General features: G+C 72.6%; 11 protein-coding genes. 6 read left to right on the forward strand and 5 right to left on the reverse strand.

What is annotated here, in order from left to right; all coding sequences use genetic code 11:
* Window positions 1-190 precede the first annotated feature (190 nt).
* On the forward strand, window positions 191-3,493 hold the full coding sequence (locus tag ACZ3KP_RS35330; RefSeq protein ID WP_467504620.1) for an AfsR/SARP family transcriptional regulator: 3,303 nt from the start codon (window positions 191-193) through the stop codon (window positions 3,491-3,493).
* Here ACZ3KP_RS35330 and ACZ3KP_RS35335 read toward each other — a convergent pair whose 3' ends face one another.
* Complete coding sequence (locus ACZ3KP_RS35335) at window positions 3,494-5,185, reverse strand: bifunctional 3'-5' exonuclease/DNA polymerase (protein ID WP_467504622.1); 1,692 nt, start codon at window positions 5,183-5,185, stop codon at window positions 3,494-3,496.
* A gap of 68 nt (window positions 5,186-5,253) precedes the next feature.
* Window positions 5,254-6,030: a Clp protease N-terminal domain-containing protein gene (locus tag ACZ3KP_RS35340; protein WP_467504623.1), complete on the reverse strand. Its 777-nt coding sequence runs from the start codon at window positions 6,028-6,030 to the stop codon at window positions 5,254-5,256.
* A 138-nt stretch (window positions 6,031-6,168) separates the two neighbouring features.
* On the opposite strand from ACZ3KP_RS35340, the gene ACZ3KP_RS35345 reads away from it, so the two are divergent.
* Entirely contained in the window at window positions 6,169-7,302 is a 1,134-nt protein-coding gene (locus tag ACZ3KP_RS35345) for a DUF2786 domain-containing protein (RefSeq protein WP_467504625.1), read from the forward strand.
* Between the two features lie 157 nt (window positions 7,303-7,459).
* Here ACZ3KP_RS35345 and ACZ3KP_RS35350 read toward each other — a convergent pair whose 3' ends face one another.
* Window positions 7,460-7,978: a DUF4232 domain-containing protein gene (locus ACZ3KP_RS35350; protein ID WP_467504626.1), complete on the reverse strand. Its 519-nt coding sequence runs from the start codon at window positions 7,976-7,978 to the stop codon at window positions 7,460-7,462.
* Window positions 7,979-8,132: 154 nt separating this feature from the next.
* Window positions 8,133-8,645: a hypothetical protein gene (locus tag ACZ3KP_RS35355; RefSeq protein ID WP_467504628.1), complete on the reverse strand. Its 513-nt coding sequence runs from the start codon at window positions 8,643-8,645 to the stop codon at window positions 8,133-8,135.
* Between the two features lie 445 nt (window positions 8,646-9,090).
* On the opposite strand from ACZ3KP_RS35355, the gene ACZ3KP_RS35360 reads away from it, so the two are divergent.
* Window positions 9,091-9,360 (forward strand): DUF397 domain-containing protein, encoded by a 270-nt coding sequence (locus ACZ3KP_RS35360; RefSeq protein WP_046730917.1) that lies wholly within the window; start codon window positions 9,091-9,093, stop codon window positions 9,358-9,360.
* A gap of 92 nt (window positions 9,361-9,452) precedes the next feature.
* Here ACZ3KP_RS35360 and ACZ3KP_RS35365 read toward each other — a convergent pair whose 3' ends face one another.
* Entirely contained in the window at window positions 9,453-9,935 is a 483-nt protein-coding gene (locus ACZ3KP_RS35365; RefSeq protein WP_467504630.1) for an ATP-binding protein, read from the reverse strand.
* Between the two features lie 354 nt (window positions 9,936-10,289).
* Here ACZ3KP_RS35365 and ACZ3KP_RS35370 point away from each other — a divergent pair, with 354 nt between their 5' ends.
* The 3 genes from ACZ3KP_RS35370 (at window position 10,290) to ACZ3KP_RS35380 (ending at window position 13,340) form a co-directional block, all read left to right on the forward strand.
* Window positions 10,290-11,114 carry a helix-turn-helix domain-containing protein gene (locus ACZ3KP_RS35370; protein WP_467504708.1) on the forward strand — a complete coding sequence of 275 codons (825 nt, stop codon included), beginning with the start codon at window positions 10,290-10,292 and terminating at the stop codon, window positions 11,112-11,114.
* Between the two features lie 112 nt (window positions 11,115-11,226).
* Window positions 11,227-12,687: an aldehyde dehydrogenase family protein gene (locus ACZ3KP_RS35375; RefSeq protein ID WP_467504632.1), complete on the forward strand. Its 1,461-nt coding sequence runs from the start codon at window positions 11,227-11,229 to the stop codon at window positions 12,685-12,687.
* 113 nt (window positions 12,688-12,800) lie between these two features.
* Window positions 12,801-13,340, forward strand: a complete 540-nt coding sequence (locus ACZ3KP_RS35380) for a DinB family protein (RefSeq protein WP_467504634.1) — start codon at window positions 12,801-12,803, stop codon at window positions 13,338-13,340.
* The last annotated feature ends 10 nt before the right edge of the window (window positions 13,341-13,350 follow it).

Consider the following 13,350-nt stretch of genomic DNA (forward strand, 5'->3'; position numbering starts at 1 on the left):
GGAACTCCGGCGGCCAAGCCGGAATCCCAGCGGATTCCGGCTCCGACCGGCCCAGAGAAGATGGCGGGAATCCGACCCCACCTGGATGGGATTCCGCCACGATCCACGGGCAGGATCCAGGGACCGGCGGGCGGTTCCGCCGTGCGGCGCGGTCCCCCATGACCGCGCGGGAAGGCGATGGGGCGGAGTGATGCGGCGGTACGAGCTGCGGTTCGGACTGCTGGGGTCTCCTGTTCTCGTCGACGCGGACGGCGTCCGGCCCATCGGCAGTCCCAAGGTGCGTACGCTGCTCGCCGCGCTGCTCCTCGACGCCGGGCGGGTGGTCTCCGTCGAGTCGCTCAAGGAGGCGCTGTGGGGCGGGGCACCCCCGGTGTCCGCTCAGGCCTCGCTGCACAACCACGTCACCCGGTTGCGCCGGCTCCTCGACGACCCGGAGCGGCTGCGTGCCGTACCGCCCGGGTACCTGCTGCGGCTGGACGAGGGGGAGCTGGACGTCGACGTGTTCGACGCCCTGGTCGTACAGGCGCGTGCGGCGCACGGGCGACAGGAGTGGGCGCCGGTGCTGCGCGCCTGCGCCGACGCGCTCGCGCTCTGGCGCGGCACCCCGCTCAGCGGACTTCCCGCGGACTTCGGCGGCTACGCCTTCGTGCAGCGTCTGGAGGCGGCCCGGCTGCTCCTGCTGGAGTGGCGCTACGACGCGGAGCTCGCCCTCGGCGAGGACCGACCGGCGGGCCTGGTGCCCGAGTTGGCGGCGCTCGTCGCCGAGTATCCGCTCCGGGAGGCCTACCACCGTCAGCTGATGCTCGCCCTGCACCGGACGGGTCGGCAGGCGGAGGCGCTCGCCGTCCACCGGGACCTGCGCAACCGTCTGAGGGACGAGCTGGGCATCGAGCCGGGGGCGGCGGTCCGGGAGGCCCACGTGGAGGTGTTGCGGGGGAGCGGGGTGGTGGGGGAGCACGCGTCCTACGGCGGCGCACCGAAGCCCGCCACCGGCGACGGCAGCCGCAGCGACGGTGACCGCCGCCACGGCGGCCGTGGTGACGGCGGCCGTGGTGACAGTGACCGCGGCGATGGTGACCGTGGTGACGGCAGCCGCGGCGACCGTGGCCGTGGTGACGGTGACGCCCGTGCAGGCGCCGGTGGCCGTGCCGGTGCCGACGGTGGCGCGGGTGCTGGTGCCGAACGTGGCGCGGGTGCCGAACGCGAGGGCGCGGGCGCGGATGTGTCGTGGCCGACCGGACGGTCCCCCGCACCCCCCTGGGACGCGTCCGGGAACAGTCGGCCCGAGGGCGCGGACCTCGATGCCCCCGCGGACTCCGGTCCCGGTTCTACGCGCGGCGACTCCCCGGCGCCCCGGCCCGCCCAGCTCCCGCCATCTCCCGCTCACTTCACCGGACGCACCGACATCCGTACGGAGCTGTGCGCCGCCCTCGCCTCGCCGCCCGGTCCCGCCCTCGCCGTCGTCAGCGGTATGGCCGGGGTCGGGAAGAGCGCGCTCGCCCTGTACGTGGCCCATCAGCTGAGGGAACGTTTCCCCGACGGCCAGCTCCACCTCCACCTGCACGGCGCCACCCCGGGCGTGCCCCCGCTCACCCCCGGTCAGGCGCTCGCCGCGCTGCTGCGGGACCTCGGCGCCGACCCCCGGCACATCCCCGAGCACCCCGACGCGGCCGCCGCCTTGCTGCGCTCCCTGCTGGCGCCCACCCGCACCCTGTTGCTGCTCGACGACGCCGCGAGCGCCGCACAGGTACGGCCGCTGCTGCCGGGCGGTCCCGGCTGTGCGGTGATCGTCACCAGCCGGTCGCCGCTCACCACGCTGGACGGCGCCCGCCGTTTCCCGCTCGGGCCGCTGACCGGCGAGGACAGTGCGGCGCTGCTGCGCGCGGTCAGCGGACGGGACGAGATCGGCGCCGGTCACCCGCTCGTCGGACTGACCGGCCGGCTGCCGCTCGCCCTGCGGGTGGTCGCCGCCCGGCTGGCCGCCCGCAGGGCCCTCACCCCCGACGTGCTCGCCGGGCAACTGGCGGCCACCGAGGACAGGTTGCACCACCTGGAGTACGACGACCTGAGCGTCCGGCGGTCCCTCGCCGTCGCCCATGACGCCCTCGCCGCCGCCGACCGGGTGTCCGACGGGGACGCCGCCGACGCCCTGCGCCACATCGGCGCCCTCGACCTGCCCACCTACGGCGCCCCCCTGATCGCCCAGCTCACCGGCACCGACGAGCGCCGGGCCGAGGCCGCCCTGGACCGGCTGGTCGACGTGGCCCTCCTGGAGGAGACCGCGTACGGCCGGTACACCCCGCACGACCTGGTGCGGGACTTCGCCAGGGAGCTGGCCGAGGACACCGACCGCACCGAGACCGCGCTCCGCGCCCTGCGCTGGTTCGCCGCCGTCGCCGAACTCGTCCTCGTCGCCATCCTCGAACCCGGCCTCGACCTGGGCGACCGCCGCCGCCCCACCACCGCCCAGCCGCCCGAACACCAGCCGTACGCCGCCTCCCTGCCGCCCTTCGAACGCGCCGAGCACGCCTTCGCCTGGGGCGATCTGGAGCTGGAGAACATCGTCGCCCTGGTGGCCCGGTACGCCGACACGCCGGACCCGCGGATCAGCGCCCATCTCTCCACGCTCGTGCGGCTGCTCTTCCCGTACGTCCTGCGCAGCGGCCGGGTCGCCGAGACGGAGGTGCTCGGCACGGCCGCCCTGGCCGCCGCCCGCCGCCTCGGTGACGAACCCGCCGAGGCCTACGCCCTGGGCGACCTCGCCGGGCTGCGCTTCCTGACCGGCCGCCATCGGGAGGCCCTGGCCCTGACCGACCGGGCGCTCGCCATCTGGCGGCGGCTGGACGAGACGTCCTGGATCCGCCGCTGCCTGAACAACCGGGGCCTGCTCCTCGAAGGGCTGGGCCGGTACGAGGAGTCGGGCGAGGCGCTGCGGCAGAGCCTCGACCACTCCCGGCGGCTGAACGACCCCTACGGCGAGGCCGTCACCCGCAGCCACCTCGGCAACCTCTACGAGCACACCGATCCGCGGGCCGCCATCGAGCAGCACCGGCGTTCACTGGCGATCGGGGACGCGATCGGCGCCGTCATCGTGCAGCACTCGGCGCACTGCAACATCGGCTTCGCCCATCTCACCCTCGGCGAACCGGCCGCGGCCGCCGTGCACTTCGAGGAGAGCCTGCGGATCCTCGGCGCGCACGGCGACTGGCACGGCGAGTCCCAGAGCCGGCTCGGCCTGGTCCGCGCGCTGCGCGGGCTGGGCCGTCCGGACCGCGCCCACCGGGAGTGCACCGAACTCCTGCGACGCGCCGACGTCCGCGCCGACCGCTACACCGGAGGTCTCGCCCGCCACCAACTCGGTCTGCTCCTGCGGGAGCAGGGGCGTGCGGACGAGGCGTACGAGGTGTGGCGCGAGGCCCTCACGGCCCTGGACGGCACGGACGAAGCCGGAGTCCTCGCCGAGCTGAGGGCGCTGCTGGCCGCGCGGGACTGATCACTTGGCGTCGGCATAGCACTCCACCACCGCCGTCGTGAACGGGAACCTGACCGGCGTCGGCCCGAACGTCAGCCGTCCCGCCAGGTCCGCCGCCTCCCGGATGGCCGCGACGACCGCCTCGGCCTCCTCCTGCGGGCAGTGCACCATCACCTCGTCGTGCTGGAAGAAGACCAGCTCGGCCGCCATGTCCGCGCAGGTCCGGCGCAGCGCCGCCAGCATCAGCAGGGCCCAGTCGGCGGCGCTGCCCTGGACGACGAAGTTACGCGCGAAACGGCCCCTGGCGCGGGCGTTGGTGGAGGCGTAGCCCGGCACCCAGCCGTCGGCCGAGGCTTCCTCCGTCTCCTCCTGGGGCATACCGCCCTCTTCCGTGCCGTCGCCCGCACCGGCCGCGGGCGGGCAGGTCCGGCCCAGCCAGGTGCGCACCAGCCGGCCCTCCTCGCCCGCGCGCGCCGCGTCGTCGACGTAGGCCACCGCCCCGGGGAAGCGGCGTCTGAGCGCGGCCAGGTTCTTCAGGCCGTCGCCCGAGGTCTGGCCGTAGACCGCGCCGAGGACGGCGATCTTGGCCTGCTGGCGGTCGCCGGAGAACGCGCGGTCGGAGACGGCCTGGTAGAGGTCGGCCTCCCGGCCCGCGACCTCCATCAGCCCCGGGTCGCGGGAGATCGCCGCCAGCACCCGCGGTTCCATCTGGTCGGCGTCGGCGACGACCAGCCGCCAGCCGGGGTCGGCGACCGCGGCCCGCCGGATCACTTTCGGGATCTGCAACGCGCCCCCGCCGTTGGTCACCCAGCGCCCGGTGACGGTGCCGCCCGCGTGGAACTCCGGGCGGAACCGGCCGTCGCGCACCCAGTCCTGCAGCCAGGACCAGCCGTGCGCCACCCAGATCCGGTACAGCTTCTTGTACTCCAGGAGCGGTTTCACCGCCGGATGGTCCACGGACGAGATCTCCCAGCGGCGGGTCGACCTCACCTTGATCCCGGCCTGGGCGAAGGCCTTGATCACATCGGCGGGCTGGTCCGGGCGGACCCGCCTGCCGAACGCGGCCGACACCTCGGCCGCCAGCTCGGCGAGCCGACGCGGTTCGCCGCCGCCCGCGTACCGCTCGCCGAGCAGTTCGCGCAGCACCTCGCGGTGGACCTCGGCGCTCCAGGGCACGCCCGCGCGGTTCATCTCCGCGGCGACCAGCATCCCCGCCGACTCGGCGGCGGTCAGCAGCCGCATCCGGTCCGGGTGTTCGGCCCGGTCGTGCCGCCGCTGCTGCTCGGCGTAGACGGCGAGGAGGTCGCCGAGCGTCAGCGGGGTCGTGGTGCCGTGCGGTTCGAACAGCGGGGACTGGGCGCCGGGCTCGGCCGCGCGCTGGGGCGGATCGGGCGGTACCGGACCGCCGCGGAGGCGGGCCAGGGCGGCGGCGGCCGAGCGCGGCTCACCGGACCGTCCCTCGTGGCCCAGCAGAAGTGTCTCGGCGTCCTCGATGTCGTAGCACCGCTCCACTCGCACCCCCGTGGCGAGCAGGCGCGGGTAGACCTCGGCGGTCGACCGCCACACCCAGCGTGTGACCTCCGGGCGGTCCCTGACCGCCGCGGCGAGATCGGGCTCCCGCCGCACCGGGCCGGCGGGCAGCCCGTCCGGGCCGAGGGGGGCGAGCTCCACGCCACCGTCCTCGGCCGGAGCGAGAGCCCACCGGTCGGTCATGCCGAGAGTGTGACAGGCGGCACTGACAAGGGTCCTGACCTGCGGGTTCGATCGTCCTCGGTGTGCTCTCAGCCGGTTTCGTCCCCCTCCGGCCCGGCCGCGTCCGTCGCCTCCGCCGCCCCGTCGCGCTGCTCCACCAGCAGGGCCAGCGCCTGGGCGATGTACGCCTCGGTCGCCTGCTTGGTGACGCCGAGACCGCTGAGGACGCCGTCGCCGTTCTCGTGTTCCAGGAGGGCCAGCAGCAGGTGTTCGGTGCCGATGTAGTTGTGGCCGAGGCGCAGCGCCTCGCGGAAGGTGAGTTCGAGGGCCTTCTTGGCCTCGGGGCCGTACGGGACGAGGTCGGGGACCTCGTCCGCGGCCGGCGGGAGCGCGGCCGTCGCCGTCTGGCGCACGGTGTCCAGCAGGACGCCCTGCGCGAGGATCGCCTTGGCCGCGAGGCCGTCCGGCTCGGCCAGCAGGCCGAGGACCAGGTGCTCGGGGCGGCCCTCCGGGTTGCGGGCCGCGAGCGCCTCGTTGTGCGCCGCCATGACCACGTTCCGCGCGCGCGGGGTGTAGCGGTTGAAGCCCTGGCTGGGGTCGAGCTCGGCCGACTCCTTGGGGACGAAGCGCTTCTGGGCCGCCTGCCGGGTCACGCCCATGCTCTTGCCGATCTCGCTCCAGGACGCGCCCGAGCGCCGGGCCTGGTCGACGAAGTGGCCGATCAGGTGGTCGGCCACGTCGCCCAGGTGGTCGGCGGCGATCACCGCGTCCTCGAGCTGGTGGAGGGGTTCGGGATGGACCTTCTTGATCGCCGCGATGAGGTCGTCGAGGCGTACGGATGCCGTGATGTTCGGGTTGGTCGCCATGTGTCAACCGTAAGTTGACAGTCTGGGGGTGTCAACCCGAAGTTGACATCTCGTGGGTGGAAAACCGTACGGCCGTCGTTGTCCACAGGGTGTGGACGGCCGCCGCCCGCTGTCCGTGCCGCATGGCACGATCGACACGTGACCAGCAGCGAGCCCAGCACCGTCGACCGAGCCTTCCAGACCGCCCTGTACGACGGCACCGACTCCGGCCTCGACACGGGCGCGTCCCTCCTCGCGGCCGACTCCGCCGCGGACGTGGAACTCGAGCGCCGCGGCCGTGAGTTCGTCGCGGCGGCCTGGCGGCGCGGCTGGCAGCCCGCCGACGTCGTACGACTGGTACGGCGCGAGCTGGACGACCCGCACGTCCGCCTCGCCGCCGCACTCATCAGGGCGCAGGTGCCGGACGACCGTCCGCGCGGCCCCCGCTGGAAGGCCCAGCTCGACGCGCTGCCCGACGGCACCGCGCGCGTGGGCGACCGTTTCTCGCACGCCACCGCCGTCCTGGAGCTGTACCGGCTGCTGCTGCGACTGCCCGCCCTGGAGCCGCTCGACGAGCCGGGCACCCGCGTGGACCCGCACCGGCCGGAGTCCCGCATGCTCACCCGGATCCGGGCGCTGCTCGCCAAGGCCGAGGCGACCGGCTACCCGGAGGAGGCGGAGGCGCTCAGCGCCAAGGCGCAGGAGCTGATGGCCCGGCACAGCGTGGACGAGGCGCTGCTCGCCGCGGGGGCACCCGCACCGCACGCGCCCGGCGCCTGCCGGATAGCGGTCGAGCCGCCGTACGAGCAGGCCAAGGCGGTGCTGCTGGACGCGGTCGCCACCGCCAACCACTGCCGTGCGGTGTGGAACGAGCCGCTGGCCTTCTCCACGGTCGTCGGGTTCGAGGCGGACCTGGAGGCGGTCGAACTGCTCTACACCTCCCTGCTGGTGCAGGCCACCCACGCGATGACGAAGGCGGAGGCGGCACAGCGGGCGGGTGGCCGCAGGCGCACGAAGGCCTTCCGGCAGTCCTTCCTGGCGGCCTACGCCCACCGGGTCGGCGACCGGCTGGCCGCCGTCGCGGAGTCGGCCGTGACCGGGACCGCGGCAACGGCGGACCTGCTCCCGGTCCTGGCGAGCAGGGAGCTGGCCGTGACCGACCGCATGGAGCAGATGTTCCCCGAGACGACCACTTCCCGCCTGCGTGGGGTGACCGACGAGGCGGGCTGGACGGAGGGCACGAGAGCCGCCGACCGAGCCCAGGTCGGGTCCCGCCCCCGACTCCCGCAGTAAACGGGGCCCCGCCGCACCGCGCGGCCCCCGTAAGCCGCGCCACCGCGGTGCGCTCGGCTTGGCGGGCCCCGGAGGCCGCGGGGCGGCCCCGGATGCCGCCCGTGGACCATTCGGCGGCCGGGCCGCTCGCCCCCCGCCTCGCGGGCGGTCCGTTCGGTCAGTCGCCTGCCTGCTGGAAGGTGCTCACCGTCGCGTTCGGCTTCTCCGCGGAGCCGCCCTTGCCCGCGACGGCGCCGTACTTCCACGGGAAGCTCTGCGTCGCGTCGCTCCCCGGCAGGGACACCGTGACGGAGGTGGCCGCGAGGCTCGCGCTGTCGCCGTCCTTGCCGCGCACGTAGCCGATCGAGAAGGTCGCGGAGTCGCCCTTGGCGAGCTTCAGCTTGTCGGTCTTCGCGCCGGACTGCGCCGGGACCGTCGCGGATGTGCCGCCCGCCTTCAGCGTGACGCCGGGAAACCCGTCCAGGGTGCACGGCGCGCTCTGGTTGGTGAGGCTCACCGGCACCTCGCCGGTGTCCCCCGCGGCCGGCGCGACGCTCGCGGGGCCGACCTGGACGGAGACCTTGCCGATCTCACAGGCCGAGCCGTTCTTGCTGTTGGTCCCTGAGCCGCCGTTGTCGCAGGCGGTCAGGGCCAGGGCGGCGGCGAGGGCGGTGACGGTGAGCGGAATGGCGCGCATGAGCAGATCCCCATCGAGGTCGTGACGGTGTCCCAGCATCATCACGCCCGCGGCCCGGTGCCGCTCGCCCGGCCCCGTCGTCGACCGTCTCCCGGCGTGCTCCCGCCGGCCCGCGCGACCGGGCGGGAGCGGGCCCCGGCCGCCGGGCAGGGCCCTATCGCCCGAGGTTCGCCGTGGGCAGCCCGGACGGCAGCTTGCCGCCCTCCGCCCTGGTGTAGGTCTCCTCACCGGATTTTCCTGACCAGGTGACTTTCATGCTGCCCTTGCTGACCGTGTCGACCATTCCGGTGACCCGGTCCTTGCTGCCGTCCGTGCAGCGGAGGTGGATCATCCGCATCCCGGCCTCCGCGCCGGCGGTCCCGCTGCACACCGCCCCGCCGGTTTCGAAGAGCCCGGCCTGCTTGCCGGTGACCACGAGGGCGACGATCCGGCCGCCGCTCGTGGTGATCCAGCTGCCCTGCAGCGCGTCGGACGAGGCCGTGGCGCTGCCGGAACCGGCGGAGTCGGTGGCGGTCGCGGACGACGTCCCGGAAGGGGTGGCGGGGGAGCCGCCGGAGTCACCGCCGCTGCACGCGGTCAGCGTGAGCGCGCCCGCCAGCCCCGCGGCGGCCGCCGCGACCCGTACGGCCGCAGCCGCCCGCGTGCGCGTCGTGGCCGTGTGCGTCATGGGCGTACTCGCCGTAGCCGTAGCCGTAGTCACCGCAACGCTCCCGAGCTCTAGGGGTCGGTCGCCCGGCTGCCCGGACGACAGCGGCAAGCTACCAGCACTCGCCCGGAGGACTCGTGTACGCCGGGTAGGGATCCGCTGTGGCCGCGGCGGCCGGTCTCGCTCACCGGACCCTCACAAGGACGCTGGAACACCCGGGCCGCCGTGTGCGTCTGTTCCATGTACACGATGGTTTCGATTTGGACGATCGCATGTCATGCGTGCTCCGGGGCAGACGCTGGAACGGGTCGGGTAAAGCGGACGTCAAAGCTGTAACCGCAGGGACACCCCCCGTGCACGTGCATCTGCTCATGCATCTGCACATGAACAAGGTTATGATCCGGGTCAGTTGACCACGGCATCACTGGTCACATCAGCCAGTTAGTGCACCACCGGGGAGCGACCTGTGGACCTCGACGTTGACGGCGTGTACGAGGGGTTTGACGTGTACAACGGCATGGCTGCGACGCAGCTGGACGGAGTGGCCTGGCAGAAGAGCAGGCACAGCAACTCGCAGGGCTCCTGCGTCGAGTTCGCCCGGCTGCCGGGCGGTGACGTGGCGGTCCGCAACTCACGCTTCCCGGACGGCCCGGCCCTCGTCTACACGCGCGCGGAGATCGAGGCGATGCTCCTCGGTGTCAAGGACGGCGAGTTCGACCACCTGATCGTGAGCTGACCGCGCTCCCGTCCGGGGCGCACCCGGGCAGGGGGCGGGTGCCGTAGCGGGCGACGCGCGTAGACACCCGGCGTCGGAAGACGCCGGGTCCGTTACTCGGCCGCCGCCCGGAGCCGGAACAGCGCCCACACGACCTTGCCGTTCAGGGTGCCGGCCAGCGGATGCCAGCCCCAGCTGTCGCTGAAGGAGTCGACCAGGAACAGCCCGCGGCCCGACTCGGCCGAGGAGTCGTCGGAGTCGCCGGGGACCGGGGTCGCGTGACTGGGGTCGCGCACCGCGCACACCAGCCGCTCGGACCACCGCATCAGGTGCAGCCGCACGGCCGGCGCCTGCGGTCCGGCGGACCGCTCGCTCTCGCCGGGGACCGCGTGCCGCAGCGCGTTGGTGACGAGCTCCGAGACGACCAGGCAGACGTCGTCGAAGCGGTCGCCGACGTCCCACTGACCGAGGGTTTTGCGGGTGAAGGACCGGGCCTCGCGCACCGCTTCGTAGCGGGCGGGCAGGGCGCAGGAGGCGGCGTCGGACACGGCCGCGGGATCAAGCGGCGGAAGGCCCTGCCGTAACGGCTTGAGCATGGTCGATCCATTCGTCCCCATGCGAGGCACTCCCGGGAATTCGCGGTCGTTGCGATGCAGCGGTGGCGCGGGACCATGGTTTCGGATGCGTACAGCAGATGCAAGGGCAGATGCACGTGCACGAGACCGAATTGGACCCTCCCGTACCGCTTCTTGGCCATTTTTTCCGCCAACTTGGCGTCGATGGCTCACTACCTGCTTGCCACTTCCTGTGCTTAGACTGCGGACTCTTTCCGTTTCCGTAACCGGACGAGTACTGCTCGAAGTGTTTTAGTGGCAGACTGCGGGCCCTGAGGACGGTTGGGGAGGCTGGCGAACGTGAGCGCGGGAGAGCCCGGATCGGTGGTGCGGCGAATGCTGCTCGGCTCGCAACTCAGGCGGCTGCGCGAGGCCCGGGGGATCACACGTGAGGCCGCGGGCTACTCGATCCGCGCCTCCGAGTCGAAGATCAGCCGTATGGAGCTGGGTCGGGTGAGCTTCAAGACCAGGGACGTGGAAGACCTGCTGACGCTGTACGGCATCACGGACGAGGCCGAGCGCGAGCAGCTCGTCTCCCTCGCCCGGGAGGCCAACGTGGCGGGCTGGTGGCACAGTTACTCCGACGTCCTGCCGACCTGGTTCCCCACCTATGTCGGCCTGGAGGGCGCCGCCCACCTGATCCGGGCGTACGAGGTGCAGTTCGTCCACGGCCTGCTGCAGACGGAGGAGTACGCGCGCGCGGTGGTGCGGCGCGGCATGAAGGGCGCGAGCGAGGCGGACGTCGAACGGCGGGTCACCCTGCGCCTGGAGCGGCAGAAGTACCTGGTGGCCGAGAACGCCCCCGACTTCCACATCGTCCTCGACGAGGCCGCCCTGCGCCGGCCCTACGGCAGCCGCGAGGTGATGCGCGGCCAGCTCCAGCACCTGGTCGAGATCTCCGAACACCCCAACGTCCGGCTCCAGATCATGCCGTTCAGCTTCGGCGGGCACTCCGGGGAGGGCGGCTCCTTCACGATCCTGAGCTTCCCCGAGTCGGACCTGTCCGACGTGGTCTACCTGGAACAGCTCACCAGCGCCCTCTACCTCGACAAACGCGAGGACGTCGCCCAGTACGAGCTGGCCCTGAAGGAACTCCAGCAGGACAGCCCGGGCCCGGACGAGAGCCGGGACCTCCTGCGGGGGCTCCTCCAGCTCTCCTAGGGCTCTCCCCAGAAGTTCGCTCTCCGTCCCCAACTGGCATGTCACGCAAGTACGATGACGCGTGATCAGACCGTGATGTCGCTCATGCGTCTGCTAGTGATTTGGGGATCACATGTCGTCGTACTTCACCGACCTGGCACAGCAGTACATCGACGGTGAGTGGCGCCCGGGGACCGGTTCCTGGGACATCATCGACTTCAACCCGTACGACGGTGAGAAGCTCGCCTCGATCACGATAGCCGCGGTCGACGAGATCGATCAGGCCTACCGGGCCGCCGCCCGCGCCCAGAAGCAGTGGGCCGCCCTCAACCCCTACGCCCGGCGCGCGGTCTTCGAGAAGGCGCTGCGCCTCGTCGAGGAGCGCGAGGGCGAGATCACCGACGCGATCATCGCCGAACTCGGCGGCACGCACCTGAAGGCAGGCTTCGAACTCCACCTCGCCAAGGAGTTCCTGCGCGAGTCGGTCCACCTGGCGCTGCGCCCCGAGGGCAAGATCCTGCCCTCCCCGGCGGACGGCAAGGAGAACCGCCTCTACCGCGAACCGGTCGGCGTCGTGGGCGTGATCAGCCCCTTCAACTTCCCCTTCCTGCTGGCCCTCAAGTCGGTCGCGCCGGCGCTCGCGCTGGGCAACGGCGTGGTGCTCAAGCCGCACCAGAACACCCCGATCGTCGGCGGCACCCTGGTCGCGAAGATCTTCGAGGACGCCGGCCTGCCGGGCGGACTGCTCAACGTCGTCGTGACCGACATCGCCGAGATCGGCGACGCCTTCATCGAGCACCCGATCCCCAAGGTCATCTCGTTCACCGGCTCCGACAAGGTCGGCCGGCACGTGGCCACCGTCTGCGCCGCGCTCTTCAAGCGCTCGGTGCTCGAACTGGGCGGCAACAGCGCCATCGTGGTCCTCGACGACGCCGACGTGGACTACGCGGTCGATGCGGCGGTCTTCAGCCGGTACGTCCACCAGGGCCAGGTCTGCATGGCCGCCAACCGCGTCCTGGTCGACCGCTCGATCGCGGACGCGTTCACCGAGAAGTTCGTCACCAAGGTGAAGTCCCTCAGGGCCGGGGACCCGCGCGACCCGGGGACCGTCATCGGCCCGTTGATCAACTCGCGGCAGGCGGAGTCGATCTCGGCCACCGTCGAGCAGGCGATCGCGGAGGGCGCCACCGCCCTGGTGCACGGCGCGACCACCGACAACCTGGTCGAACCCTCGGTCCTCACCGACGTGCCCGCCGACTCCGCGCTGCTGCGCCAGGAGGTCTTCGGCCCGGTCGCCTTCCTCATCCCCTTCGACGGCGAGGAGGAGGCGGTACGACTCGTCAACGACACCCCCTACGGCCTCAGCGGCGCCGTGCACACCGGGGACGTCGAGCGGGGCGTGGCCTTCGCCCGGAAGATCGACACCGGGATGTTCCACGTCAACGACGGCACCGTGCACGACGAGCCGCTGGTCCCCTTCGGCGGCGAGAAGAACTCCGGCATCGGCCGCCTGAACGGTGAGACGACGCTGGAGGCCTTCACCACCCTGAAGTGGATCTCGGTGCAGCACGGCCGCAGCGGCTTCCCCTTCTAGCCGGTGCCGGTCCCGGAGTTCGGCCATCCGGGCCCTTTAGGACGCGATCTGTCCTAGAGGGCCCGTAGCTTCGGTCGTGTCGGGGAAACACCACCGAGGAAAGGCGGCCGGACATGGTCACCCACGTTCCCGCGGAAGCACAGGGCGACGAGCGCGGAGCACTGCTCTCCTTCATCGAGGAACAGCGCGGCGGCATCCGCCGGGCGCTGCTCGGACTCACGGACGAGCAGGCGTCGAGCAAACCCAGCGCGAGCGAGCTGTCCCTGGCGGGCGTGCTCAAGCACTGCGCCGAGGTCGAGCAGAGCTGGATCGCCCGCGCCAGGCAGGAGCCGCCGGCGATCCAGCGCGACCAGTCCAACTGGCACGAGACCTTCCAGCTGGTCGGCGACGAGACGGTGGCCTCCCAGCTCGCCCACTGGGAGCAGGTCGCCGCCGAGACCGAGAAGTTCATCCGCTCGGTCCCCAGCCTCGACGACACCTTCCCGCTCCCGCCGCAGCCCTGGTTCCCGCCGGAGGGCCGGGTCTCCATGCGCTGGGTCTGCCTCCACCTGATCCGCGAGACCGCCCGCCACGCGGGCCACGCCGACATCATCCGCGAGTCCCTGGACGGGAAGACGGCCTTCGAACTGGTGGCGCTGGAACAGGGCTCGTGATCAACACTCC

The organism is Streptomyces sp. NPDC020958, from assembly GCF_055562175.1.

What these genes read in the sequence shown, in the direction of transcription:
- ACZ3KP_RS35365 (WP_467504630.1), bottom strand. Translation starts at nt 9,935, where the DNA reads ATGCTCAAGCCGTTACGGCAGGGCCTTCCGCCGCTTGATCCCGCGGCC.
- ACZ3KP_RS35355 (WP_467504628.1), bottom strand. Translation starts at nt 8,645, where the DNA reads ATGACGCACACGGCCACGACGCGCACGCGGGCGGCTGCGGCCGTACGG.
- ACZ3KP_RS35370 (WP_467504708.1), top strand. Translation starts at nt 10,290, where the DNA reads ATGCTGCTCGGCTCGCAACTCAGGCGGCTGCGCGAGGCCCGGGGGATC.
- ACZ3KP_RS35335 (WP_467504622.1), bottom strand. Translation starts at nt 5,185, where the DNA reads ATGACCGACCGGTGGGCTCTCGCTCCGGCCGAGGACGGTGGCGTGGAG.
- ACZ3KP_RS35375 (WP_467504632.1), top strand. Translation starts at nt 11,227, where the DNA reads ATGTCGTCGTACTTCACCGACCTGGCACAGCAGTACATCGACGGTGAG.
- ACZ3KP_RS35340 (WP_467504623.1), bottom strand. Translation starts at nt 6,030, where the DNA reads ATGGCGACCAACCCGAACATCACGGCATCCGTACGCCTCGACGACCTC.
- ACZ3KP_RS35330 (WP_467504620.1), top strand. Translation starts at nt 191, where the DNA reads ATGCGGCGGTACGAGCTGCGGTTCGGACTGCTGGGGTCTCCTGTTCTC.
- ACZ3KP_RS35380 (WP_467504634.1), top strand. Translation starts at nt 12,801, where the DNA reads ATGGTCACCCACGTTCCCGCGGAAGCACAGGGCGACGAGCGCGGAGCA.
- ACZ3KP_RS35350 (WP_467504626.1), bottom strand. Translation starts at nt 7,978, where the DNA reads ATGCGCGCCATTCCGCTCACCGTCACCGCCCTCGCCGCCGCCCTGGCC.